At 54.0% G+C, this 22,401-nt stretch carries 24 protein-coding genes and 1 pseudogene; 14 read left to right on the forward strand and 11 right to left on the reverse strand.

The window, feature by feature from the left end:
* Nucleotides 1-536: 536 nt before the first annotated feature.
* Nucleotides 537-1,562, reverse strand: coding sequence for a radical SAM protein (locus tag ACERI1_RS17895; RefSeq protein ID WP_373619820.1), 1,026 nt, complete (start codon nt 1,560-1,562; stop codon nt 537-539).
* Between the two features lie 459 nt (nt 1,563-2,021).
* On the opposite strand from ACERI1_RS17895, the gene ACERI1_RS17900 reads away from it, so the two are divergent.
* A complete protein-coding gene (locus ACERI1_RS17900) occupies nt 2,022-3,071 on the forward strand; it encodes a radical SAM protein (protein WP_373619821.1) in 1,050 nt (349 codons plus the stop codon).
* A 9-nt stretch (nt 3,072-3,080) separates the two neighbouring features.
* On the opposite strand, the gene tcmP is transcribed toward ACERI1_RS17900, so the two are convergent.
* The gene (gene tcmP / locus ACERI1_RS17905; RefSeq protein WP_373619822.1) at nt 3,081-3,950 is read right to left on the reverse strand and encodes a three-Cys-motif partner protein TcmP; all 870 of its coding nucleotides are present in this window, start codon (nt 3,948-3,950) and stop codon (nt 3,081-3,083) included.
* Between the two features lie 885 nt (nt 3,951-4,835).
* On the opposite strand from tcmP, the gene ACERI1_RS17910 reads away from it, so the two are divergent.
* The 6 genes from ACERI1_RS17910 to ACERI1_RS17935 all read left to right on the forward strand — a co-directional run bounded on the left by ACERI1_RS17910 (nt 4,836) and on the right by ACERI1_RS17935 (nt 9,363).
* Complete coding sequence (locus tag ACERI1_RS17910; protein ID WP_373619823.1) at nt 4,836-4,973, forward strand: hypothetical protein; 138 nt, start codon at nt 4,836-4,838, stop codon at nt 4,971-4,973.
* Between the two features lie 269 nt (nt 4,974-5,242).
* A complete protein-coding gene (locus tag ACERI1_RS17915) occupies nt 5,243-5,548 on the forward strand; it encodes a hypothetical protein (RefSeq protein WP_373619824.1) in 306 nt (101 codons plus the stop codon).
* A complete protein-coding gene (locus ACERI1_RS17920; protein WP_373619825.1) occupies nt 5,545-6,177 on the forward strand; it encodes a hypothetical protein in 633 nt (210 codons plus the stop codon). Before ACERI1_RS17915 ends, ACERI1_RS17920 begins: the two co-directional genes overlap by 4 nt.
* Before the next feature lie 255 nt (nt 6,178-6,432).
* On the forward strand, nt 6,433-7,299 hold the full coding sequence (locus ACERI1_RS17925; RefSeq protein WP_373619826.1) for a hypothetical protein: 867 nt from the start codon (nt 6,433-6,435) through the stop codon (nt 7,297-7,299).
* Nucleotides 7,300-7,726: 427 nt separating this feature from the next.
* A complete protein-coding gene (locus ACERI1_RS17930; RefSeq protein WP_373619827.1) occupies nt 7,727-8,176 on the forward strand; it encodes a hypothetical protein in 450 nt (149 codons plus the stop codon).
* A gap of 95 nt (nt 8,177-8,271) precedes the next feature.
* Nucleotides 8,272-9,363: a tetratricopeptide repeat protein gene (locus tag ACERI1_RS17935; RefSeq protein ID WP_373619828.1), complete on the forward strand. Its 1,092-nt coding sequence runs from the start codon at nt 8,272-8,274 to the stop codon at nt 9,361-9,363.
* A 187-nt stretch (nt 9,364-9,550) separates the two neighbouring features.
* Here the strand turns inward: ACERI1_RS17935 and ACERI1_RS17940 are convergent, their stop codons facing one another.
* On the reverse strand, nt 9,551-10,393 hold the full coding sequence (locus ACERI1_RS17940; RefSeq protein WP_373619829.1) for a hypothetical protein: 843 nt from the start codon (nt 10,391-10,393) through the stop codon (nt 9,551-9,553).
* Nucleotides 10,394-10,815: 422 nt separating this feature from the next.
* Between ACERI1_RS17940 and ACERI1_RS17945 the strand changes: the two genes are divergently transcribed.
* Both ACERI1_RS17945 and ACERI1_RS17950 read left to right on the forward strand, forming a co-directional pair.
* On the forward strand, nt 10,816-10,995 hold the full coding sequence (locus ACERI1_RS17945) for a hypothetical protein (protein WP_373619830.1): 180 nt from the start codon (nt 10,816-10,818) through the stop codon (nt 10,993-10,995).
* Nucleotides 10,996-11,741: 746 nt separating this feature from the next.
* A complete protein-coding gene (locus ACERI1_RS17950) occupies nt 11,742-12,014 on the forward strand; it encodes a hypothetical protein (protein WP_373619831.1) in 273 nt (90 codons plus the stop codon).
* Between the two features lie 266 nt (nt 12,015-12,280).
* Here ACERI1_RS17950 and ACERI1_RS17955 read toward each other — a convergent pair whose 3' ends face one another.
* Complete coding sequence (locus ACERI1_RS17955) at nt 12,281-14,008, reverse strand: ATP-binding protein (protein WP_373619832.1); 1,728 nt, start codon at nt 14,006-14,008, stop codon at nt 12,281-12,283.
* A gap of 111 nt (nt 14,009-14,119) precedes the next feature.
* Between ACERI1_RS17955 and ACERI1_RS17960 the strand changes: the two genes are divergently transcribed.
* Nucleotides 14,120-14,635 carry a helix-turn-helix domain-containing protein gene (locus tag ACERI1_RS17960; protein ID WP_373619833.1) on the forward strand — a complete coding sequence of 172 codons (516 nt, stop codon included), beginning with the start codon at nt 14,120-14,122 and terminating at the stop codon, nt 14,633-14,635.
* A 379-nt stretch (nt 14,636-15,014) separates the two neighbouring features.
* Here the strand turns inward: ACERI1_RS17960 and ACERI1_RS17965 are convergent, their stop codons facing one another.
* The 4 genes from ACERI1_RS17965 to ACERI1_RS17980 form a co-directional block, all read right to left on the reverse strand.
* Entirely contained in the window at nt 15,015-16,202 is a 1,188-nt protein-coding gene (locus ACERI1_RS17965; protein ID WP_373619834.1) for an orc1/cdc6 family replication initiation protein, read from the reverse strand.
* Nucleotides 16,203-16,383: 181 nt separating this feature from the next.
* Complete coding sequence (locus ACERI1_RS17970) at nt 16,384-17,319, reverse strand: ArdC-like ssDNA-binding domain-containing protein (protein WP_373619835.1); 936 nt, start codon at nt 17,317-17,319, stop codon at nt 16,384-16,386.
* A 181-nt stretch (nt 17,320-17,500) separates the two neighbouring features.
* A complete protein-coding gene (locus tag ACERI1_RS17975; protein ID WP_373619836.1) occupies nt 17,501-17,935 on the reverse strand; it encodes a PIN domain-containing protein in 435 nt (144 codons plus the stop codon).
* Entirely contained in the window at nt 17,936-18,181 is a 246-nt protein-coding gene (locus ACERI1_RS17980) for an AbrB/MazE/SpoVT family DNA-binding domain-containing protein (protein ID WP_373619837.1), read from the reverse strand. It abuts the gene before it with no gap.
* 98 nt (nt 18,182-18,279) lie between these two features.
* Between ACERI1_RS17980 and ACERI1_RS17985 the strand changes: the two are divergent.
* Nucleotides 18,280-18,405: pseudogene (locus tag ACERI1_RS17985) on the forward strand (alpha/beta fold hydrolase); the annotation flags it as partial.
* Here the strand turns inward: ACERI1_RS17985 and ACERI1_RS17990 are convergent.
* Nucleotides 18,367-19,572 (reverse strand): FAD-dependent monooxygenase, encoded by a 1,206-nt coding sequence (locus tag ACERI1_RS17990; RefSeq protein WP_373619839.1) that lies wholly within the window; start codon nt 19,570-19,572, stop codon nt 18,367-18,369. The pseudogene ACERI1_RS17985 and the gene ACERI1_RS17990 overlap by 39 nt on opposite strands.
* A gap of 83 nt (nt 19,573-19,655) precedes the next feature.
* Here ACERI1_RS17990 and ACERI1_RS17995 point away from each other — a divergent pair, with 83 nt between their 5' ends.
* Nucleotides 19,656-20,312, forward strand: coding sequence for a helix-turn-helix domain-containing protein (locus ACERI1_RS17995; protein WP_373619840.1), 657 nt, complete (start codon nt 19,656-19,658; stop codon nt 20,310-20,312).
* A gap of 46 nt (nt 20,313-20,358) precedes the next feature.
* Here the strand turns inward: ACERI1_RS17995 and ACERI1_RS18000 are convergent, their stop codons facing one another.
* Nucleotides 20,359-20,769: a DUF6884 domain-containing protein gene (locus ACERI1_RS18000; protein WP_373619841.1), complete on the reverse strand. Its 411-nt coding sequence runs from the start codon at nt 20,767-20,769 to the stop codon at nt 20,359-20,361.
* Nucleotides 20,770-20,908: 139 nt separating this feature from the next.
* On the opposite strand from ACERI1_RS18000, the gene ACERI1_RS18005 reads away from it, so the two are divergent.
* Together ACERI1_RS18005 and ACERI1_RS18010 are read left to right on the forward strand one after the other, a co-directional pair.
* Nucleotides 20,909-21,220: an AbrB/MazE/SpoVT family DNA-binding domain-containing protein gene (locus ACERI1_RS18005; RefSeq protein ID WP_373619842.1), complete on the forward strand. Its 312-nt coding sequence runs from the start codon at nt 20,909-20,911 to the stop codon at nt 21,218-21,220.
* Nucleotides 21,217-21,630, forward strand: coding sequence for a type II toxin-antitoxin system VapC family toxin (locus tag ACERI1_RS18010; protein ID WP_373619843.1), 414 nt, complete (start codon nt 21,217-21,219; stop codon nt 21,628-21,630). The genes ACERI1_RS18005 and ACERI1_RS18010 overlap by 4 nt, the downstream gene beginning before the upstream one ends.
* 28 nt (nt 21,631-21,658) lie before the next feature.
* Here ACERI1_RS18010 and ACERI1_RS18015 read toward each other — a convergent pair whose 3' ends face one another.
* Nucleotides 21,659-22,231 carry a hypothetical protein gene (locus ACERI1_RS18015; RefSeq protein WP_373619844.1) on the reverse strand — a complete coding sequence of 191 codons (573 nt, stop codon included), beginning with the start codon at nt 22,229-22,231 and terminating at the stop codon, nt 21,659-21,661.
* Between the last annotated feature and the right edge of the window lie 170 nt (nt 22,232-22,401).

The following is a 22,401-nucleotide window of genomic DNA, read 5'->3' on the forward strand; positions in this document are numbered from 1 at the left end:
AAGCTTCTGTCCTTCGAATTCTTACGGATTTGTCCGACGTTGTGACGAAGCAATTTTGAGTTCTTACCAACACATCTGTAAAAAATGTCTGATACGACTATGAGAAATATAAAAGATCTCGGCCCAGACAATCTCGAATCTCATCCGATCCTGGCGTCGACGACGATGGCCGCAAGGATCTCGAGACGCTCTCGGCGGAGATTACGGGGAGTGTCAAGATTCGTCTCAAACACGAATTTCACTTAGCCCACGAGCAGGTTGTACTGACCGAACTGCTTGGCTTCTGGTTGACGACGAGTTCAGGCTTCACATCACCGGTGGTCTGCGAACCGCCGAGCGGCAGTAACTCGCCCGACGAGTCCTCAAGACTAACTTCGGATTCGACGTTGCAGTGTGTCATAGAATACGATCACGCCCTCTACCTGACGATTATACAGCTCTCAATGCGTATGAGCCTGTAGTTTCGCCAGCCACCTATTTATTCAATACATATGCCATGGATAATATTTGTTGAGAACCATTATATGACACGGTCACTATATCAGTTGTTGGAACATCTCGTGATCTTCCACGAGTTCAGACTGCGCTGCTGGAGTGTCCGGCTTCGTCGGTCCGAATGACTCTGGTGAAACGGCCTGTTGCATCGCCTCGAGTTGTGATTGGAGTTGGCCGCTCGTCGATCGAATGAGTTCGTCGTCGGGCCACGAGTGGACCTCCAGCCCGTCGAATCGCCGCGCAACTTGCTGGACTGTGTTGAGCTGTTCGAGTGCGTATTCGACCCAGTATTGCCGATCGTCACGCATCCGTCGAAGTTCCCTCTCGACATCCTCGTAGCCGGCGTCGGAAGCCGCCTTGAGACATTGTTGGAAGTTCTTTCCACGAGGATTGATCGGCTCGTGGAAAACAACGATTTCACCCAGCGCTCGGAAGTAACTCAGCAACTCGTGAAAGTCGTCTTCATCCATCGTCGGGTATGTGGGTGACATTGAAACGAATACTGGAACATCAGCTTGCTGAAGACGATCGAGTGCCTCCCATCGTTTTATTGGCGGTGGTGCGTTCGGTTCGACCGCGTTAACCAGCGGAGCCTCGAACGAGGGAATCGATGAGCCGACCGTGATGCGGTTGCCGGCTTCTCGAAAGAGATCGATATCGCGAACAACTGCTGGGCTACGCGTGAGGATTCGGACTGGGATATCATGCATAATGAGTTCAGTGACCGCCCCGCGAGTGATCTGGGCGGCACGGCGGTCCTGGTAGCAGTCGGTCCCGCTCGAGAGCATAACAACACCACGGCCGCGGTTGGTTTGTTTTCGGTCACTTGGAACCCGGTCCTCAAGAACGCGGCCCAGTCGTTCTGGGAGGTCGTCACGGTACAGCAGGTAATTGCCCCAGTCTGACTGTGGGTCGCCAACGTCGGCTTGGTCAGCGAGCATTTCGTCGCGATTGTCGATCGCTGGCGTGGTTGGGACATAACAGAATTCACAACCGTGCCGGCAGCCGGTCGCGACGTTGATGACGTGGTCACAGAGGCTCTTAGTGTGGAGATGCGATTCGCTCACCACCGATTTCGTTGGATCGGTATTAACACGGATTCCGTTTCGATCTGTGCTTTCGGTATTCATCGCACAGTCCCAGCAAAGGATGTCACTGTCTGGATTGGCAGCGAAGCGGTCGTTAATCTCACTGTTGCAGTCGGTACAGAGGAGTCCTGCTTGCCACAAGTCTAATCGATCGGTCGGACCGCCGTACTTACGTTCGATTTTACGGAGCTCGTCAAGCGTTGGCTGGCTTCCGAGCGTCTCGAGTGTTTGACCGTTCGATCGTTCGACGGTGTATGTTCGCTCAAACCAGCTACCACCTGTTTCCCAAGTGAGCTCCATAGAGTTTGCCTCGGTTCTATCTTCTAACTGTAACCCAAAAGAGGTCAGCCTAGTGTAGTGAAAGTAAAAGGATAGAGTAACCAATAGTGACTAGCAAGAATTTTGTGAGTGGGCCGATAGTATTTAGATACTAGAATAATGTCTGAGGATTACGGTAGAGTACGAACTGGAGACGACCCGACGAAGGCGATCCTCAGTGAATCCGGACTCAATAGCAAGCATCTCTGTGATTACGTTGTCAACGTTGCTACCGGTTGTCGCCACGGATGCAAATTCTGTTACGTCCCGTCAACACCGAACATCCGTACCCGTCCAGATATGCTTGAAGAGGAACTCGGAGTAGAGAACGGGCAGGAGGAGTGGGGAGATTACGTCCTTTACCGCGACGGACTGGGTGAGCGGCTTGATGCGCACCTAGATCGTAAACGAAAGTGGCGAAAAACGAGACGCGGACGTGGTGTCGTCGGTGTTTCCTTTTCTACGGATTGCTATATGGATGGTCGTGCAGGAAAAATCACACGCAACGTTGTTCGATCACTTACGGATCGTGAGAAATATACGCGTGTTTTGACACGGAATCCCATTCTTGCGCTTCAGGACTTGGATGTATTCATAGAAGGGGGAGAATATGTCACGATCGGCTCATCGATTCCCTGTATGGATGCCGATCAGGTTGGAGCCATCGAACCAAAGGCACCAGTACCAGAACATCGGCTTCGCGGGCTCAAGGAATTCAACGAGAACGGAGTCCAGACGTTCGTGAGTATGAGCCCAACCTACCCAACACAGGACAAAGACGACCTTCGCGATCAACTTGAGCGCGTGTCAGAGTGTGATCCTGCCGTTGTCTTCCATGAACCGATCAATCCTCGTGGTGGAAACTTCGAGATGACCGTGCAAGCTGCCCGAGATGCAGGTGAAGATGAACTGGCACAAGAGTTGGACCGACTTCGCGATCGTGAGCGGTGGGTTGAGTACGCGACTAACCATCTTCAATGGGTTCAGGAGATCGGTGAAGAGTTAGGATTGCCGATACACCTGTGGCCAGACAAGCAACTCATCAAGTATGCTTCTGATGAAGAACAAGTATGGTTGCAATCATGGCGAGATCGTCAGTCACCAGAGGAATTCGCAGAAAGGGACAAACCAGATTCACCTGCGCCAAATATTCCCTGTACAGAGGTTTAATGACATGTACTAAATAAAATCGCCTAAGCCAGACTGACCAAGTTCGTCTTGAGCTTTTTCCCAGAGAGTATCTTGATTCATGATTGACTCCATTGCACTACGGGCTCCGTCATTTGTGCAGGCAAAGACCAAATCAAATCTGCATCGTCGGTCATCAGGAGATTCAAGTCCTTTTGTTAAAACAGGCTGAATGTCTCCATTCTCTTCCAGCTTTTCTCTGTATATTTGGACATACTCCTCTCTTGAACCTGCCTCTGGCCAATCGTCATCACCCATTGTACGTCTCACCGCACCGTGAGCGTGTTCAGCTGCAGCACTCCTCATTACACCCGTTGTTTGATAGTTCAGTAGAATATCTACGTTCCCTCTATCTAATAAGGTGTCTAAAGTTGACTTTTTAGCTGTCAAACCTTTAGGATCAATAAATGAAAACCAATGTGAATTACTATTGGCATTGTTTGCTAAAAAGCTCACCCCCTGATTAGAATCCATCTGCATTATCCTGATATACGGGTCGTCACATCGGGCGACTAAGAAATCCTCGCCATCTGTCTCTACCGGCCCCACATCAAATTGTATATCGAATGTATCTGATAGTGTCCTGTGTAGTGTGTGGAAATGTTCTTCATTCAATTCGTATAGGTAAAATCTATCAAAAAACTCTGAATAGTCATCAATGGCCCGGATTGCCGATCCGTCGATATTGATACCCTTATCATCAATATGGGTTTTTCCTGTGCCCGAATGTGTGTCTACATACCATAAATCGCCCCATTCCCAATTGGAATCAAGAATCGTTGTATATACATCTAAATACTCTTCTAAAATCACCAGTTTGGCCGCTGTTTTGAGATCCCCTCCCGAGAAGTGGTCTGACATATTGGACAAATCCCCTTCTGTACCAACATGAATGTTCGGGTGTAACCGTAGATCATCGCGGACTATCAGTAAAACAACGCAATCCGAAATTTTATGTAAACCATCAAAATATGCAAATTAAACCCCTTACCTTCGCATTGTCCCTGAGAAGACAGTACCAAAAATCATAGCACCTCGCACCGCCTCTGCTTGCAGTTCTCCAGTTGAAGAACTTGCGACAGGATAACTGTTATTTCCGTCGAATTGTTATCCCTTTCCATGGGTGCAAAAGCAGGACTAGATAGAAGCGGCACATGGCACATTATAGATCCTGACGAAAAGAGTTGTGTTATGGGCCATAAGTTACGTAACTGGGACAAGGAGTACGAAACGCTATGGCGCGAAGGGCTGACGGATGTTAGATATTGTCTTGGGAATAGAGCCCCAGAAGCGAATGAAGATATTTGCAGAGAATGTGATTGGCCAAGTTACTAATTAAGCGGGTTGTTTCTCTAAGCAAACTCTCTGCTGTGTTCCTTCTGTGTTCCTTTCCTCTCTCCTCTCCCCCTCTGGGGTTGCATGTCGTCAGAACCCGATTCCCAAATATGCATACGAGTCGCGACTTGTCGTGTGCATGTCGTCCATTTGAGGATTCCGAAGTAAACGAACTGTCTGTGCCTATTTAGACGATCTGCCTACGTATCGATGTCAACCTCACTTGAAAAAGCTGGGTTCGTGTGTACGAATTGTCTCAGAGCTGCTGCTGAGAGTGAGCAATCTCAGTACCGAACATGTCAATGTCCGATCAGCAACTGTGGGAGTGCGGCGAGTGCGTCGCGGACATAGGCGAGCGACTGTTTGTGAACCTCAAGATCCGACAATGGCTGCTGGTCACTCATCGTAATCATGCTCCTCGCAGACAACATCGCGAAGTTCCTCGAGCAACTCCGGGTGGTGTTCCTCGAGGACTTCAATATCCTTCGACAGCTCATCATTAATCCGCGAACGCACACGCGAGATGGACTGCATCCGCTGCGAGTCTGATGGATCCCCCTTACCAGAGATGTACTCGCGATCTGTGTCCGTCATGATCGCACGGTACCGTCCCATTCTGGGTGTTTGGTTTTGCGCCATTGCAAATGAAGCTTCTTTCCTATAGTCTAATAATTTTGCTCCAGTGCATATGTTTGCACTACTGCAAAACTATTAATATGCACTAGTGCAAAGTGGTGACTGAGCACGGAAGTTCGGCTGCAGAAGTCTGTGGCCGGCGGGCGTACCAGCGCCCCCGACCGTGCTGGAGAGAACCAGCAATGAGCATTCAGCCGCGAACCCACGAAACGGTTTCGGAAGCACAGACGACCGATCCACGCGCCGACTACATCTCTGTCGGCGTCGACAACGAGGGTGCACACCACATCTACCGGACGACCGACGAGTCCGTTCACGTTATCGAGAACGGCGAGCGCACCGTCCGCTACGACCTCGAGGACGTCGAGAAGACGATCGACGACTGGATCGACTATATCGCCGACCGTCGCGGCGGCTTCGAAGTGCAGTACTTGTTCAAAACGATGGCTGACGCGATCGTTGGCGCTATCGAGGTGACCGACCAATGACGATCGTCAACGATCACGAGGCTGTCGCAAAGCGTGCCGAGCAACTCGAGCGCGAAGGCGCTCGCGAGATGCGCCTGCGAGCGGAGGCCCGCGCCGTCGCCGGCTACGAACCGGGCGACATCGAAGCGACCGACGGCTCGGAGATCATTATCGCTGACGACGATACCCGAACCCACACTCTCGAGACCGAGAACGGAATTCTACTCGTCGATGCCGATGACGACCCATGTCTTGCAACCGACGGCGGCTGTGACCAGTCCACCGAACCGACCGTCGAATTCGTGTTCGAGTACACGTCGATCAACGGCCGTCGCCGACGGGTGATGGTTGTCCCCGATACCGGTGGTGAGGCCTGGAGGATCGAACACGAACGCCGCAATAGTAAGTGGAGAGAAACTGGTCGAGAACCGATTACCGAAGTCGATCTTCACGTACACGGACGGCCCAGCGAGCACGACCCCAGTGAACTCGAGCACCAAAGACAGTCTGCTGTACCCGATGGCGGCCACACGAAACGTGAGACGTTCCTCACCGAGCAGAGACATTACTGCGATATCTGCGAGTGCCCGTTCGACTCGCTCACCACGCTGGCAAGTCATGACTGCCGACTCCAACCCGAAGGTGGATAGCTGATCCAGCACACCTCGGGGTCGCCTTGACTTATCCAGCGCAGTAGACCAGACTTCGCCACTCGAGACGGAGCCACCAACCCCCGGTAGACCGACATCGGTGTTCCTGAACACGAAGACGTCTCTCGGGGAGACGGCCACTGCGATTCCTCGAGACGGCTCTCGAGTCAGTAGGCTACTGCTCTACCAGCGTTCCCGACACCGACCAGCAGCGCGAGTCGAATCGCCCGACGATGACACCGAACCCAGAACTAAATGAGCGCGAACACAGACTGTCCCGATCCTGACGCACAGACACTCCAAACACTCGTCGACGAACTCGAGCGCCTTCACGAGCGTGTCACAACCCTCGAGGACGAACTCACCCGAAAGGACGACCGTATAGGTCACCTCGAGGCCGAACTCGAGGAAGCTCACACTGAAAACAAGGATCTCGAAGCACGGCTCGAGGACTTAGAAGAATCACGGACACCGATCGAAGCACGACTGGACGCCCACGAGAAGAAACTCAACGCCAACAAAGACCGCGTCGGGGAACTCCAGGCACGCGAACTCGAGAAAGGTGCACACCTCCTAGAGGAACACATCGATAACGGGGAGATCGACGTTGTGGATGGCCGCCTCGAGCGCATCCAGAAAGACGACGGTGAGTGCTACTTCCGATTGCCCGAGAGTGACGACCCACTCGACCGTGGTGGCGATGTCTCCCTCTCGTATGGGGATCTGCTTCCACTCCAGCAGCTCGCGAAGATGGACGAAGATATGCTCCGGGCGACGACATCATCGCTTCCGTCACGGCTCGCTGCAAAGCTCTGGAAGGCACGTACCGATCCGGCAGTTGGAGACAACCCCTGGCGGAAGGGAAGTGCAAGCGTTCGAGAGTACGTCACCGCTGGCGACATGAAACACTGGATTCGACGACAGGAGAAGGGCATCAGTGACGACTACGCGAAGAAGTTGGTCTCCCGAACGATCGACGCGTTACTCGATCTCTCGAAGAGCAGACTGGCAGTCAAAAAGCGGACACAGCGCAAGAACGGCCTCGAGTACACGGAACGACGCGTCTTGTTGATGGACGATGTCGACATTCCCGGTGAGATGGCCGGTTCCGGAGACACCTGACGTCGACGGTTGCGGGTGTCTCTCGACTACCCACAACCCCTGAGAAGGGTTTCACTCTATCCGCCCACCTAATATCCAGCACAGGAGCGGTTGTATGCAGTGTACTGTTAGTCTGTAGTACGTCATTTGATCGGTCGTTGTCGGTCTTACTCCAATGACTTCCCTGTGGGTGTGTCTAAAGACGCCAGCTGTCACCGGAATCCTCTCGAGAGCACTGTGGAGATTCTCGGATCGACGTTAATACTGTGCGCTGACTTGACTGGGCCAGTCGGCTGTTGCAAGATAGCGAAGTCACTTATATATCAATCAGCTATTATGCAACAGTATGCTCACTGATGGCGAGCTCCACACCCTCACTGCTCTTCACGGTGAGCAGACGCTCTCCGAGTTCGATGTCAAGTGAGGCCATCACACCACGGTGATACCTATGAACGATACCACGCCGCCGCTGCACCCGATGGAGCGCGAACAGCTTCGGGCCGAATCAACCCTCGTCGTGACTGTCAAGTCGTCCAGTGAGTTCCACGATGATGTCACCGACGGCATTGAGGCACTCGAGCGGGGCGACGCGGTGGATTCCCCGCCGACGCTCTCGTTCACCAGCCACGACGACCTCATGGAGACGCTGACGCCGCGCGTCCTCGATCTCATCGAAGCCATCCGCCAGGAAGAGCCATCCAGCATTAACGAGATTGCACAGGTTGTTGACCGGGATGTGAAGAACGTCCACGAAGAACTCAGTCGACTCGCCCAGTTGGGAATCATCTTCTTCGAGGAAGACGACCAGAGCAAGCGCCCGGTCGTCTGGTTCAACGAACTCGTCATCAGTCTCTCGTTCGATCCAGCGACTGATGACACGGTAGCCGCCGCACCGTGAAGGCGACGTCTCAGGCTACACACTCCTCGTCGATCTTACACATACGCCCCGTCCACACCTGTTGTTTTTCCTACCCGCATACGTACTCTCGAGTAATGGTCGAGTGTCGCTACTGCGAGCAAACCTTTGAGGAGGAATCTGCGATCCGTGAGCATCTATACGAAGATCATGAACGTAAGGAACTCAGCCGGATTGACCGGAAGCGTGTCGAGCAATACGTCGACGAACACGGATTAGGTGAGAGTGGCAACGAAGAGGCCCAAGAAGCAAGTCAACCCGCTCACCGTGAGCAACGAACAGCCGACACATCAAATGGGACCCACCCTGCTGATGCGTGGGAACTCAGCGACGTCGAAGCCCTCTCGACGGACGAAATTGTCGAAAAACTCGCCGATCACGGCATCGAAACGAGCGAGACGATGTTTCGGAGTCGAATTGAAGGCTTAAACTCGGCGACGACACTTTCCGAGCAGTGGGAAGCTGAATACGAGGTTGATGTCACGGGCTATGATCAGGACTTCATCTGGATGGCGGCAGAAGTACTCTGGGAGCGCTGGGCACCCGACACCCCGAACAAAGAACGGATCTACGACTTCGTTCAGGAGGGACGCGATCTCCGCGAGAAAGGAAATCGCGCTGAGGCTTGCGATCGGTGGCTAACTGCCTGGGAGTACATCGTCGCCGTAACACCCGACGAAATCACGACTATCGAGGAAGCAGACCGAAAATTGCCGTCGTTTCTCTCGCTTGAGGCCTTCATTCGATCAGCGGACAACGACCTTGCCACTGTAGCGGAGGACGAGCCGACGTACCACGAGCACCGACTCGAGTTCTGTCAGGAGGTCTGCGAGCAGTTCCCGGATGCATCTGACGAGTTCTTACTCGACTTTCGTCACTTCGTCGCTGACTCGCTTGTGGAATTGGACAGAACCGCCGACAGCAGGGCGGAATTCGAGTCACTCATCGAGGAGTATCCCGAGGATCCTTGGGCATACAAGAAACTCGCAGATAGCTACTGGCTCGAGGACCCAGACGAACTAACGAGAGAGGAGATGGAACGCACTGCAGAACTGTACCGAGCGGCACTGGATGTCGACGGCCCCCTCGAGGGAGCGTCGATTGTAACCGAGCGCTGTGAGGAAGTAGAAAGCCGACTAGCTGATACAGAGACGTCCAACCCAGAGTGAGCGCTTGAGCACGAGAACTTACTTAGTCCATGACGCACTATCTGCTTGTAGAGGAGCACACTCCCGTACACCATGGAATTCGAAGAACAACTTCGGTCGCTGGAAGAACGGTATGGCATCTCTGAGAGCGAACGTGCTCGGGAACTCGGACGGACCGTTGCCCAACTGCGGGACTAACGCGTACGTCTTACTCGCTAGCTTCCAGATACTCGAGGAACTCCTGTTTGTCGACCCCATTCTCAAAACGCAGATGCGACGCTCCGGCTCGCGTCACTGACTCAATCATGAACTCGGTACAGAGTTCGGTATGATGAGTCGCATACGTCGACAGGGCTTCTGACTGTGGCAGCTCGAGGTCGTACTCCGAGAGCTCGATTTCAATCCCACCTTTTCGCAACACGATCTCACAGCCCCACTCATCGAGCAACCTGAACGGGGTTGTGTTTCGCCGTACGGTGAGAAGTCGCTTCGAGTCGGCGATATACGTGTCGACCCATTCTTGCCAGTCGTAGCTCTCGGTCGCCAACTTCGGGAGCGAAAACGACGGCTCGGCACTCTCGAGGTACCACTCGGCGAATGCGATCGAGGTTCGATGGTTGGCGTTTGGAAGCGGGTGAGCCAAAATGAGTGACGACATCAACTGCCCTGCGACCTCGACTACCGATTTTGACCAATCGACGTGCTCGAGTGCAGCTGGAATTCGACCAACGTCGATCTGCTTGTAAATCTCGAGTTTTTCTCCCTCCTCGAGTTCTGTGGCTTCAAGGACACCTTCGAACGTCTGGAGAATTCGCACTGTCACGAGCCGGTCTGATTCGTCCATTTCGTCCAGTATCGCTTCAAAATTCTCGGTGATGTCGTCGACCGTTCCACTCGCACCGGTGTTGGTGTAGAGGACGTGTACTGTTTCCTCGAGTTGGTAGGTTTCGACTTTCCCATCGTCGGGGTCGATCTCGTCGTGATCGAGCGTAACGTACGCGAGCGAATATTGCTCGTCGTCGGGGTGATGGTAGTGGACGAGACCGGTCATTACACTTGGGAACGTACCGGAGCAACATAGTGACTTTCTTCCCACCCTACTCGCTCACGGCTGACGCCGTTCGCTCCTTGAGGTGGGGCTTCCTGTTTCCACGACGCGCTTTGCAGGAACCGAATAGGTGTGTCCCTGAAGACGCCAGCTGTCACCGGAATCTTCTCGTCTCGAGATGCGTTCTACGTCCGTGGGAAGAGCAGGGTGGAGAATTGGCTCGGCGTTACCAGAAACAATTTCGGATGTCAACGATTGCGGCAATCATGGGTGTGATCTGTATCTTCAACATTTACAAACCACTCTCTCAGAGTGCAGTCGCTGTCTGACCGACGGACTGGGTTGGCTAACTCTGAATCTGGCGACTGCTAAACTCACATCCTTCAGTCTACCGTTTATATAAGAAGCCGCGGCCAACGCCCGTGATGCAACTGACCAATCGCCAAGAAGATCTCCTGATTGCCGTCGCACTAACTGAGTTCTCAGTCCACTACGAAGCTGCTGACCCTGAACTCGCTGAGTATGCCTGGCAGCTGGCCGCCGATTGCCTCCTCGAGTACGATGTCGAACCAGGCGAAGCTGTTGACGAACTCGAGATCGAGTAGCTACCGCTCACCGTCCTTGATCAGACCTCAAAAGCCACCCGGATGGGCGTAGAACGGTGGCCGCCGGGCGGACTGAGACAAATAGGGTCGTGGATGATTTAACTGGCCTGTCGCGCGGTAATGGTCCAGACGTGAATTGAAAACTGCGAGCACAAGCAGACGAATTAGACGCTCTCTCAACTGTTTTGAGATACGATTTGCGCTGGATTGTCAGTTTATATGTGGGTGCGAAAAACGACCTGTATAACCGTTCTACTGTCTATTCTATCTCTGCCTCAACCGCTTGTGTGAGGCCTGTGAATGAGACTAACCATAGCTATGAGTCAATATAAGACTCTTAAATCAGCGCTAATCCGCTTTCATCCACTTTCTCTAGCATCGGCCAGTAACTTTCAAACCTTTTCTAAGCCATTAGTAACGCGACAGATGGGATATTTGGGAGAGTTACTATCAACCTCGCTTCGATTCTCAGTTGGTCAGAACTGTCTCTATTGACTCTGTGATCACCCACTGTTCCGTTGAGGTGCTTGGAACTGTTCTGTATGGCTTTGTGATCGACCACCTTTGTGCGTGATGTCAAACTCGAAGGAAGCTGCCGACGAATTCGTCATCAACCTCCCGTTTGACCCAGAGGCTGGCGACACGGCAGCCGCCGCATCATAAAATCTCACTCGATTGCGAGCAAAACCCGTATTCAACGGGTACTGTTAAGCGGATGACTGTCGAAACAACCAGACAGAACTGCAATGGCTCGCGTCACAGATCCACGGCCACCACTTCCGGAGTGGATTCTTGAGTGCTACGACCGGCTGTGTACGCAGGCATGTCGGCCAGACCACGGAGAAGACAGCGTTCCGCTGGTTGATTACGACGATGCCGTTGACGTGCTGATCTCTGATTCAGAGTTAGTACTCGAGCAACGGGACGTCGAGCACGCACTTACTCGGCTGCTCGAGCGGGGCTACTTTTACGAAGTCGAGGATGAACTTCGGGTCACATCGCCGGAAGAACAGTGTTAGCGACTGTTGGTTCTATTCGGATTACAAATATGGCGTGTTCTCTCTAAGAGTGCGTCAAGGAGAGGGAACGGTCATTTCGAGTGGTGCTGGTAGCGAAATATCCCGGTCCCGCCGGGACCGACACCACGGGAATCGCCCTCCCCAATCACCTATCGTTTCAGATCCAACATAAAGTTACTAGTCTTATATTTCATATTTTACTGAATGTAATTCAAACGAATATTTTATCTGTGAGTAAAAGCACTCTATCTTTCCGCTCTGTTACCCTACTGGTCAGAGACGACCGCTGCGCTCTGCTGGAGGTCTACCTCATACTCTTCGAACACGGACTCGAATCCCTCGTCAACAACCTGCTGGACAAGTTTCGCGAACGAACGTCGATTACCCGGATCCTCAACAAGCGACCGAAACGTGCCCTCGAAGTGATGCCCATGAGAAGGCCGATCACGACTCGAAGTCTCGTGGGCTGCCTCGTGTAACATCACGAGATACAGATCGTGCATCCAGACTGCACGCTGGCGGCTCGTCACGGCTGAGTCGGTGATCACGATGTACGTCCTGCCGTCGGTCCAGGCATCGGCACTTGCCTCACCGTAGTACACATCTCGTTCAATCCCAAGCTCCCGTGCGAGTACTCGAGCGAAGCGAAGATACCGCCGCTGATCAGCGTTCAACTGCGATTCGTCCTCAACCCGATGATAGCCTGTCCACACACCTTCTGACTCTGCTTGCTCGCCAACATCGAACGTCTCCGGTACCGCTATCGATGTGTCCTCATCAGCGGCGAAGTCGCGAAGCCGCTGCGTCGCCGAATCACTCGTATCGAGGACGACGTAACCACGCTCGACGAGTTTGTCCGCGCCTTTTTCGGCACCGCCGACCCACCCGATTTTCGGGGCCGCCTGGATCTCCTCGAGACTGATGCGGGACTCGGTCGCCAGCTGGAACAGCTTGCGATCGGCCCACTGCTCGTCCGATGACTCGGATGCCATCGCCTCGATCATTACCTCCCGACTCTCGGCGGTCAGCCGATCGTCTGAAACCTCAGCATATAGATCGTCACGTGTCTGCTCGAGTGCGTTGTCGATCCGCTGCCAGCGGTCACAGCCCGACTGGATGTCGTTTCGGGCAAAGTTCAGCGTCAGATTCCCTTTCGAGACGACGACCCCGCCGAGTCCGTACTCGCGTTTTGTCGTCACGTACAGGCCATTGCTGTAGATATCGAGTCCCTCGTGGGGCGTGTACTCGAGTGCGAGGATCGCATCGTCAGTTTCGCGCGTGAGTGATGGGTGTGGTGAGTCAGCCACCGCTTCGAATGGATCGCCCTTGTCAACCGGTTCGCCGTTGATCACGACCGAGACGCCGGTTCGGGATTGCACGTACGCGAAGCGCTTGCGAAGATCGCGAACGTAGCGCCGCCAGCGGTAGCTGTCCGGATCAGGCACCTCGTCTTCGTAGTGATCGATCTCGACGAGCATCCCCTCGAGATGATGCTCAGCGTCCACGAGATGGCCATCGCGCCCACTGACGTCTGCCCACGGTCCTGAATCGCGTCGATCTCGGTAGTCAAAGCACAGTGCGGCGTTGTGACTCCAGATGTGAACCGCGCCCTTCGCGATGATCGCACCCTTTCCGATGCCCCACTCGCCGATCGTCTCATCGTCCGATCGCTGCTTGCTTCCTGCACCCAGCACCGACAGGTTGCGTCTCCCGTCAGTCGACTCGAGATCGACACCAGCGCCGTCATCGAGGATGATCGATCGTTCAGGCGAGATGCTGACCAACACACGGGATGAACCCGGACTGTCGATGCCGTTTTGGACGGCTTCGCGAATTGCGTCTGTGAGATCCGCCATTTGGTCTTCGATGAGATACGTTGCAACCCGCTCGTCAGCCGTCATCGTCACGGTCTCGTCAGTCGATGGCTGACTGCCCGGTCTCGAGTCAGTCGCTTCGTTCGTAGCGAACTCCGATAACGTCGGATGATCTGTCATGGTGTCCACCCCTGTGGCACCACAGAAACTGAACGGCGGAACTCGAGCGCTTTCGCTAGTCGTAGTTTCCTGGAAAGGATTATTGTGATCTGCGTGCAATTCGCTATTAGGATGTCTACAAAAGAAGCAGATTGGAACACGCCTCTCGATACTGGAGGAGAGGCGTTTGAACTCCTCAGGAACGCCCGGAAAGCGTGGATATATACCTACATTCGTCATAATACGGACACCACGATTGACGATATCGTTGACTCCCTTGAGATTCCACAGCGGACTGCTTACGACTATATCAACGATCTCGAATCTGCAGGGTTCATTGAGCAGTCGAACAAGGGACGACCGGCACGATATGCCGCTCGTGAGATCGATCTCCAACTGGTACAGGATGATGTCCAGCGGCAGATCACGCCAGCATTGATCGAGGCGATTGCACGTCGAGAGAGGGATGGCGATATCGATACGTACATCGAACGTCACGGCTTGGATGGGCTTGCGGTCGCTCTCGAGTATGCTCGGGAATATGCTGAGGGGTCAGTAACCCATCGAATTATGGCCCGGGAGCAGGAAATCTCATCGTTAGAAGCAGGTATTATTCTGGACGCACTTCGCCCCATTGTTGAGGAATAACAACCGTATGCGACTGAAAACAGATCTATCTGGTAAGCGGTTCACCACAGTAGATGTGCTGACTCACTCACCCCACTGCTTCCGCTGTTAGCGATTGAACAAGGGCATATCCTCCATGTCAGGAGGATAATTTATTGTTCAGTGTTGAACAACCTACGGTTTTGGTTATTACTGTTTATACTTAATACTACTGTAAGAATATATATGATTATTCGACCGTAGAAGAGCTACCTGCACAAGTCCATCAACTCTTAACAGCGGAAGCAGTGGGGTGGGGGTAAGCCCACCTTCTCTCTCATTGACTGTGAAAGGGGTGTGGTAGATTACATTCTGTAACAGAACAGTCAGTCCTAACAACGGAAGCAGTGGGGTCTGTCTATCACGGTGTCGTTCCTATCAACTCTTCAAGACCTGCTTTCACGCTCGAGGTCGACTGATTCAATTCGTGTTTTTTGAACTTTCCGCCACTTTTACCGCGATTGATCTCCGCCGATTTGATGATTCCCAATGTCTCGAGTTCGGCAAGATACTCACGAACAGCTCGGTCTGAGACGGGATCGTTACCTTCCCGTTCACAGAGCATCTCGTAAGGTTCGCGAATCTCTCGTGTTCGAGACGGTGTTTTACCCTGTTCTTGGAGCAACGTTAGTGCCCACAGAACCAGTTGTCCGTGGTATGAGTAGTTGATAATTCCTTCTATTACTTGATCAGTCTGTAGTCGCTCACGAGCTTGGGCGACATACTCCTCTGCTACATGATCGGCGTTCCTCTCGCGAGCGATGTCGCCACTTTCGAGCAGCAGGTCCAGTGCCTGCCGGGCGTCACCGGAATCTTTCGCTCCGTACGCGGCACACATCTCAATAACGCCCTCTTCAAGGACACCGTCGTGAAAGGCAACTGACTCACGCTGTTTTAGGACTTTGGCAAGATCAGTCGCATTGTATGCGCTAAATGACACCTCTTTCTCGCACAAGCTTGATCGGACTTTGGAACTCAGTTGATTCCGGAAGCTCAGATCATTCGAAATCCCAATCACACCAAGCCGAGCATTCGTAATATCGCCGTTTGACCGTGCTCGAGGGAGTTTATAGAGGAGGCTGTCGTCTTCGATATGATCAACCTCGTCGAGAACGATCAGAACCGTGCCGCCCAACTTATCAATTTCATCAAACAGGAACTGATAGACAGACGCTTGTGGATATCCAGTATTCGAGATTTGATTTGCGGGATCGCGGAGTTCGTTCACAAGCGCAACGGCAGTCTGATAGCTGGAATTTAGCCCATCACAATTAACTTCTACAGTATGGAGTTCAAGATGGTCGATGCCGGCGGCACTCTTCTCGAGTTGATATAGCAGAAAACGAGTTGCGGCGGTTTTTCCAACACCGCTTTTTCCGTATAGAAAGATGTTTGACGGTGTTTCCCCCTCGATCACAGGCTGGAGCGCCGCATGGTATTGTTGGAGCTCTTGATCACGCCCGACTAGTTTCTCTGGTGTCCACTCCTCAAGGAGAGCCTCCCGTTCTTTGAAAATACGACCAGTTGGCTCGAAACTGAAATCGCTCATTGCGTGGAGTATCTTATTCTATCCTCTTAACCTTTGGTTCCGGTGCTTCCGCTGACCTCTTTTATTTATATACTTCCGACCCCACCATTTCCGTTGTTAGAGTGATTAATATTCAAATCTGAAATGCGCCTCCACTGATTTGTGGTGTTTGCCCTGAGAATTCTCCAGAAGACGCTATCGATCACTCATTGTCGGTCACCTCGCTGACGATGTCGATGATCTCCTGGGCGGTCGAACTGATCCGCTCAAGCCGGTCGAGGATCGTCTCCGGTTCGTCACCGTGCCACGCAGCGAGGTAAAACGCTGATCCACTGGTATCCAACTCGAAGTACCGCCCAACGATGTAGCCGATCGCTTCGGCCTCGAGCTCACGTTTCGATCGCTCAGCCTCGTCGTCGACGCCACTGTGTAACAGCGCATGCGCGTACTCGTGAACGAGCGTGACGGCGAGGTCAGCGTCGTTCTCACGATCTCGGACGGCGACGCGTGGCCATTCCGATGGGCGGTACTCACAGATTCCCTTGGCACTCCCATGCGACCAGTCCTGGGGTGGCACGACCTCTACGTCTACCTCGAGGGGATCTGCTGCCTCGAGGAGTGCGGGAACCAACTCGTCAGCCTGTCCCTTGGCTTCTGTCTCGAGGTCGGGCAGTGGCTCGCCGTCAGTCTGTGAGATATCGAAGACGGGTGCTGGTCGAAAGCCCACGAGTCCTTTCTCCCAGCTGTCCGGCGGTGTCTCATCATACTCACAGTCACTGCGCTCGTGGTACGATGGCGAGTTCCCACAGTTGGGACATTGCTTCGCGATGATGGGCGCCCAGATCCAGATCGCTGTTTCCCCCTCTTTGACGTGTCGGTCAAACTCGTTTTGCCACGTTCGGTAGCCGGCAACGCGTGTTGCATGCGGACACTGGAGTTTGATCAACAGCGTGTTTCGGTGCGAGTAGTCGTGGAACCGACTCTGAACATCCAACCACTCTGTGAACTGTTCGCTCGAGACGGCGTCATCGACTTCGTCGACGAGGTCCTGGATCCATGCTTCGATCGTACTGTGCATCTCATCGTGCCGGGTGTCCGAATCGTCGAACGTTTCCCGGGAGCTGCTGCTCGTAGCCATATTTGATCACTGCTTCTCGAGTCGGATCGAATCGAACTGAACTCGAGAAGACCTCCACCCCTCGGGGATCTCACAAAATGCGCCAGACTCGAGCAGTTGGAGGGTCGTTAATCAGTAGGCGCCAGCGTCTCGTTTCTTCTGAAGACAGTGACTGGTAGGAATTCACCACCGTCTGTCGGCGTCAGTTGGGATCGTAGGGGTTCGTAGCTGTGTCGAGTCGATAGACATCCTCTGTTGCATCGAAGTCGTCATCGAACGCATACAGATAGCCGAGCCCTTCGGTCTGCATATACGCGATAATGCAACTATCGACGAAGGACAGTGGCTCGTGCTGTCGGAACAGTGCTTTTCCCGTCGCAAGGGCGTCGACAGTGAGCGAGTCGATATGGAAGCGAGCGTTTTCCTCAATACGGTCGAGGAGGTCGACAGCTGCGTCGTGGCCGGCGTGGGTAACGAGGCCGTTGAGCGTTTCTGCGAGGACGTAGTCGAGGACCACCGCCTCTGGAAGGGCTCCATTGTCGATGCCATGGAGTATCGGGAGCGCGGCTTCGTGGGAACTGTCCCGTCGGTATGCTGCTGCGAAGAGGACTGTTGTATCGATGAGAGCGCGTGGCATTTACTCTACGCCCCAAGCGTCATGATCGGTCGTGACGTTGGTATCCGTCTCGCCCTCGTAGCCATCGAATTCAGCGAACGTGCCTGTTTGCTGTTGGATAACTTGGATGCGAACGCTCCCATCGTCTTCGATACGCCACCGGAGCTGGTCACCGTCGTCAATACCGAGTTCACGCCGAATTTGAGCCGGGATGTTCGCTTGATTCCCTGACACCTTGCTTTCGGCGTCGATCCGCTCACTGCTCATATCTCTCACTATGAGACTGGCCCTGAAAAATCTAGTGTGTCGCCACACTACTCAGAAATACGTCTCGTATATAGCAGAATGAACCGCCCGGCAGCGTAGCTCTTCATGAGGCACTTCCGCACAGCCGTCTCGTCGAATTCGACGGTATCAGCCACAGTGGTCCCGGTGAAGCGCCGGAGTTGATTTCAGCGGAGGTCGATTCCTTCCTTCATCACAGGGAGTGAGGTACCAGTCGTTCGCCGGTAGCGAAATCGGCGGAAGATACTGTTTGGAAGAAGGTTGACTGCGTGATTACGCACTCGGCAACCGAGATTCGATTGTATTGTCGCGAGTTTTCCAAGCCAGTGTGATTCCGAGCGGATCCGCTCGGCACGGTGCTTTCGCTCGCGTTCATATGTTTCTAGCGCCGTTGTGTGATCAGAATACCTACTGAGTGCGGCGGCCAACGTGAGTGCGTCCTCGATCGCCTGTGCTGCACCTTGACCGGCGAACGGTAACATTCCGTGAGCAGCATCTCCGGCAAGAACCACAGACCCGCGTGACCACTGGTCAAGTGGTGGCACAGCCATGAGGCCAGTCGTGATTATGTCTTCGTCAGGGGCGAACGAATTGATGATAGTCGGAACTGGTTCCGGGAAGCTACTGTAGTATTCGCGTAACTGTTCCGTGATGGTCTGTCGGCCAGTAGTCGCCGTCTCGAACGGACTCGGACTTGGTGTCGTAGCGAACCAATAGAAGCGATCAGAGCCGATCGGAGCGCCACCAGTGTAGGTTCCCTCTCCCCAGACCTCTACTCCTCGAGTGCAGTGGTGCTCTGGCAATGCACAGGTTGCGGTGGCTCGATAGACGGTGGCGTCGAGCGTTTGCAACTCGATATCGGGAGCGATCACGTCACGCACAGTCGAATTAATGCCGTCTGCACCAACGAGGATGTCTGGGTGGATACGTGTCCCATCTTCGAATCGGGCGGTTGGTGGGTCCGTGTCTTCAATTTCTGCACAGGCTTTGCCTGTTTTGACTCGTGAGTCGAGTTCATCAAGGAGGAGTCGCTGCAGGTCGCCGCGGTGGATTGCAACATAGCCGTAGTCGAAGTGCGCCCGTTCAACGCCATCCAGATCGAATCGCTGCAGGGTTCGACCACTCGTCGAGAGGATCCGACCACTGTCGAGTGGTACTCCTGTTGACTGGATTTGGTCTGCGATTCCGAGCCGGTCGAACACCAGCAACGCGTTCGTCTGGAGGAGAATGCCGGCACCGACCGGTTGGTATTCGGATGCTGCTTCGTATACCGTCGGCGACAGCCCCCGCTGCTCGAGCGCGAGTGCAGTCGTGAGACCGCAAATCCCGCCGCCGATGATCGCGATCTCTGTTGTCTCTCCGAAATGCTGCATAGCTATCAGTACAGCCTTGAAGATGGAAGCACGACTGCCGGTCAAACACGTGTTTTTAAGTTGGCAGCGTTATTCTCCAGTCAATGCGATATCTCACTGTCAAAATAACTCCTGCTGAAGGTGAGGCGTTTCACCCAACTGCGGCGGCGCTGCGAGACGAACCGGCGATCACCCGAGAGGCGATTCATCACGTCGAACTGCTCGCCGATGATACAGTGTTGGTGTTTGCTGAGGGGAGTGGCGATTCGGGCCGATACGAAGCGATCATGCGGGACTCCTCTCTTGTGGAGGAATATCTCGTCTCCGGAGAGGACCGGTGGATGGCGGTGAGTCAGTTCCAGCCCTCGGACGTGATGCGGCGATTCTTGGAGTTCGAACGCGAGTCGGACATCGTCATCGAGACGCCGATTACGATCAACTCTGATGGATCGGTTCGAGTTACCTACGTAGGGAGCGATTCAGCATTTCAAGAGGCTCTTCGACGCGTCGATGAGGAACTCCCGCTGACGTACGAGGTCATGGAAACGGGAAGCTATGACCCGGACGTAAATAAGCTTCTGAGAGTATTAACAACGCGTCAGCAAGAAGTACTCGAAGCGGCTGTCAAAGTTGGGTATTACAGTTCTCCCCGGGAGGCGACTCACAAGGACGTGGCTGAATGCGTTGGGATCGCACCCACAACCGCGGGTGAACACCTTCGGAAAGTCGAGAAACAAGTCTTTGACGCGCTCGTTCGCTAAGTCGTCACTTTGCTCGTCGAACCTTCTGGGCTCTGCTCTCGCTCGTTCATAGACACTGATTGTACCAACTGAGTCGTTCTCCGATCAGCAGCCCCTCCGTCGGAATCTCTATTGTAACGTCGTGGTCCTCGAGCAACGGGAGTAGTTCCTCGTAGTATGCCTTCCCCGCATGGAACACGAGCGTGATGTCGGACTCGAGCAGACCTACTTCTTCCAGTTCCTCGTATACAGCTTGGGACCACTCTCGCTTTCGTGCGACTCGCGCGCCGGTCAGCGTCTCGTCGTACGGTTCGATCGGTGGGCCGTCTAGCTCGAGTAGCTGGTGCTTTGCTGAAAGAATATACCAGTCGTCGTGATACTGCTCACAATACTGTCGCGCTTTGCTGAACAACGACGACGGCGAGTAGAGTTCTGCTGGTGGTGCCGCGTGTTCGCGCTTCGTTTTCGTGCAGCTCACCAACCCGATTTCAGTCATAGGACGATATTTTCACGCCAGATGGTAATTAGCCGACGATTTGGTGGGCAGGATGCTGAAGCCCATCTACAGTCGGCGAGCCAGGAACAGAGTCAAGTAATTCGGTGTGGAAGTATTACCTATGTCAAGTAATACTCCGTCTAATGGTGAGGAGCGTGTCGTCTCTGTCACCGAAAAAGGGCAGGCGACGATCCCCAAGCAGCTTCGGGAGAAACACGGCATTCCTGCGCCAGGACGGGTCAAATTCGTCGAAAACGAGGCTGGGGAAATCGTTGTCCGGCCAGTTGGCTCAATGCGGGAGTTCCGCGGTCTCGAGCGGGAGGGCGATGAGGACCGTCCCGCAACAGCGGTCCTGCATGAGGAACGCGAACGCGACAAACAGCGAGCCGATGACGTCGTAGAGCGCTTTTCCAGCGACCCGGAGGACGAATGACGGACACGATCGTTTTTGATACGGAACCGCTCGTTGCCTATCTGGACGATGAACCAGGGAGTGATACTGTCGAAGAGTGGATCGATCGCGTCGCGTCTGGCGAGATCGAGGGCTACATCAGTCCAGTAACGAAAACAGAGGTCCTCTACGTCGGCTCTCGAGTGGGATTCCGCCCTGCTGATGTCCGGGCAAGTCTTGAACGGCTCGAAGAGTTGGGCGTCACGGTCTCTGATCCTCGAGAGTGTTGGGACGGTGCAGCCGCGCTCAAGGAAGCGTATACAATGGCACTCGGCGATGCATATTCGCTTGCGACGGCCGACGCTGTCGATGGAACACTTCTCGTCGGGGCAGACGATGATTTCGATGACGTAGAAGATGACGTCGTGAGGTTCCGCGACGAGCCAGTCTAGTTTATTTTCAGAACTTCAGGGTTTCTGGTCACGCAAGTTCGACTCCCAGTTTCTCGAGAGCAGTTTCCAGCGGTCCATGAAACTGCCAGGACGCTCGCTTGAACGCCTCGTCTGTCGGCCCGTCCCACCGCGGAAAGCCGGCGTGATCGCTCACCTTGACGGTCCACTCGGCCGGTTCGTCGGATGGATTTCGCGACGGCAATTCGACGATGTAGAGATACTCTTCGTCACCATGAATGCCATTGGCAGGGTTCTCAACGCCGTGGCCGAGCAGGAACAATGGCTGCTCGAGATGTGCCATGTTCGACGGGTCCAGCAAGTCATCCGGCTGATCTGCACGAATGCTTCGCTCACGTCCTTCGTCCACGTAGAGGCCCATACTCGAAAGCATCTCGAGGAAGATGAACTGTGCAGCGGCGTAGCTGGGTCCACGTTCCGTTCGTGTCTTCTCGAGCAGATGCTTGAGCTGGGCAAGGTCACGGAGGACGCTTTCGGGATAGCCATCGGAATGCCGGTAGACCTGTGCGATGCGATTGGTTGAATCCTGTTCTGCTGCAGACTCGTTTCGGTGAACGAATCGGAGTTGACTTCGGGTTGACATCGATCTCTCCTCTCCGGCGCGAGTGCGCCGGCGCCCATCACCGGCGCACAAACAACTCCTGCGGACGGGGTGCTCTGGCGTCTAAGTACGGCTACGTCGACTCTCCGTACTGGGTGGGAGATGTCTACGGTTTCGTCCATGGTGTTGGACTCGCCCTGCTCAATAAGTTC

The organism is Natrinema sp. HArc-T2 (assembly GCF_041821085.1).
GTDB lineage: Archaea > Halobacteriota > Halobacteria > Halobacteriales > Natrialbaceae > Natrinema.

What these genes read in the sequence shown, in the direction of transcription:
- ACERI1_RS17900 (WP_373619821.1), top strand. Translation starts at nt 2,022, where the DNA reads ATGTCTGAGGATTACGGTAGAGTACGAACTGGAGACGACCCGACGAAG.
- tcmP (WP_373619822.1), bottom strand. Translation starts at nt 3,950, where the DNA reads ATGTCAGACCACTTCTCGGGAGGGGATCTCAAAACAGCGGCCAAACTG.
- ACERI1_RS17910 (WP_373619823.1), top strand. Translation starts at nt 4,836, where the DNA reads ATGCTCCTCGCAGACAACATCGCGAAGTTCCTCGAGCAACTCCGGGTG.
- ACERI1_RS17915 (WP_373619824.1), top strand. Translation starts at nt 5,243, where the DNA reads ATGAGCATTCAGCCGCGAACCCACGAAACGGTTTCGGAAGCACAGACG.
- ACERI1_RS17920 (WP_373619825.1), top strand. Translation starts at nt 5,545, where the DNA reads ATGACGATCGTCAACGATCACGAGGCTGTCGCAAAGCGTGCCGAGCAA.
- ACERI1_RS17925 (WP_373619826.1), top strand. Translation starts at nt 6,433, where the DNA reads ATGAGCGCGAACACAGACTGTCCCGATCCTGACGCACAGACACTCCAA.
- ACERI1_RS17930 (WP_373619827.1), top strand. Translation starts at nt 7,727, where the DNA reads ATGAACGATACCACGCCGCCGCTGCACCCGATGGAGCGCGAACAGCTT.
- ACERI1_RS17935 (WP_373619828.1), top strand. Translation starts at nt 8,272, where the DNA reads ATGGTCGAGTGTCGCTACTGCGAGCAAACCTTTGAGGAGGAATCTGCG.
- ACERI1_RS17940 (WP_373619829.1), bottom strand. Translation starts at nt 10,393, where the DNA reads ATGACCGGTCTCGTCCACTACCATCACCCCGACGACGAGCAATATTCG.
- ACERI1_RS17945 (WP_373619830.1), top strand. Translation starts at nt 10,816, where the DNA reads ATGCAACTGACCAATCGCCAAGAAGATCTCCTGATTGCCGTCGCACTA.
- ACERI1_RS17950 (WP_373619831.1), top strand. Translation starts at nt 11,742, where the DNA reads ATGGCTCGCGTCACAGATCCACGGCCACCACTTCCGGAGTGGATTCTT.
- ACERI1_RS17955 (WP_373619832.1), bottom strand. Translation starts at nt 14,008, where the DNA reads ATGACAGATCATCCGACGTTATCGGAGTTCGCTACGAACGAAGCGACT.
- ACERI1_RS17960 (WP_373619833.1), top strand. Translation starts at nt 14,120, where the DNA reads ATGTCTACAAAAGAAGCAGATTGGAACACGCCTCTCGATACTGGAGGA.
- ACERI1_RS17965 (WP_373619834.1), bottom strand. Translation starts at nt 16,202, where the DNA reads ATGAGCGATTTCAGTTTCGAGCCAACTGGTCGTATTTTCAAAGAACGG.
- ACERI1_RS17970 (WP_373619835.1), bottom strand. Translation starts at nt 17,319, where the DNA reads ATGGCTACGAGCAGCAGCTCCCGGGAAACGTTCGACGATTCGGACACC.
- ACERI1_RS17975 (WP_373619836.1), bottom strand. Translation starts at nt 17,935, where the DNA reads ATGCCACGCGCTCTCATCGATACAACAGTCCTCTTCGCAGCAGCATAC.
- ACERI1_RS17980 (WP_373619837.1), bottom strand. Translation starts at nt 18,181, where the DNA reads ATGAGCAGTGAGCGGATCGACGCCGAAAGCAAGGTGTCAGGGAATCAA.
- ACERI1_RS17990 (WP_373619839.1), bottom strand. Translation starts at nt 19,572, where the DNA reads ATGCAGCATTTCGGAGAGACAACAGAGATCGCGATCATCGGCGGCGGG.
- ACERI1_RS17995 (WP_373619840.1), top strand. Translation starts at nt 19,656, where the DNA reads ATGCGATATCTCACTGTCAAAATAACTCCTGCTGAAGGTGAGGCGTTT.
- ACERI1_RS18005 (WP_373619842.1), top strand. Translation starts at nt 20,909, where the DNA reads ATGTCAAGTAATACTCCGTCTAATGGTGAGGAGCGTGTCGTCTCTGTC.
- ACERI1_RS18010 (WP_373619843.1), top strand. Translation starts at nt 21,217, where the DNA reads ATGACGGACACGATCGTTTTTGATACGGAACCGCTCGTTGCCTATCTG.
- ACERI1_RS18015 (WP_373619844.1), bottom strand. Translation starts at nt 22,231, where the DNA reads ATGTCAACCCGAAGTCAACTCCGATTCGTTCACCGAAACGAGTCTGCA.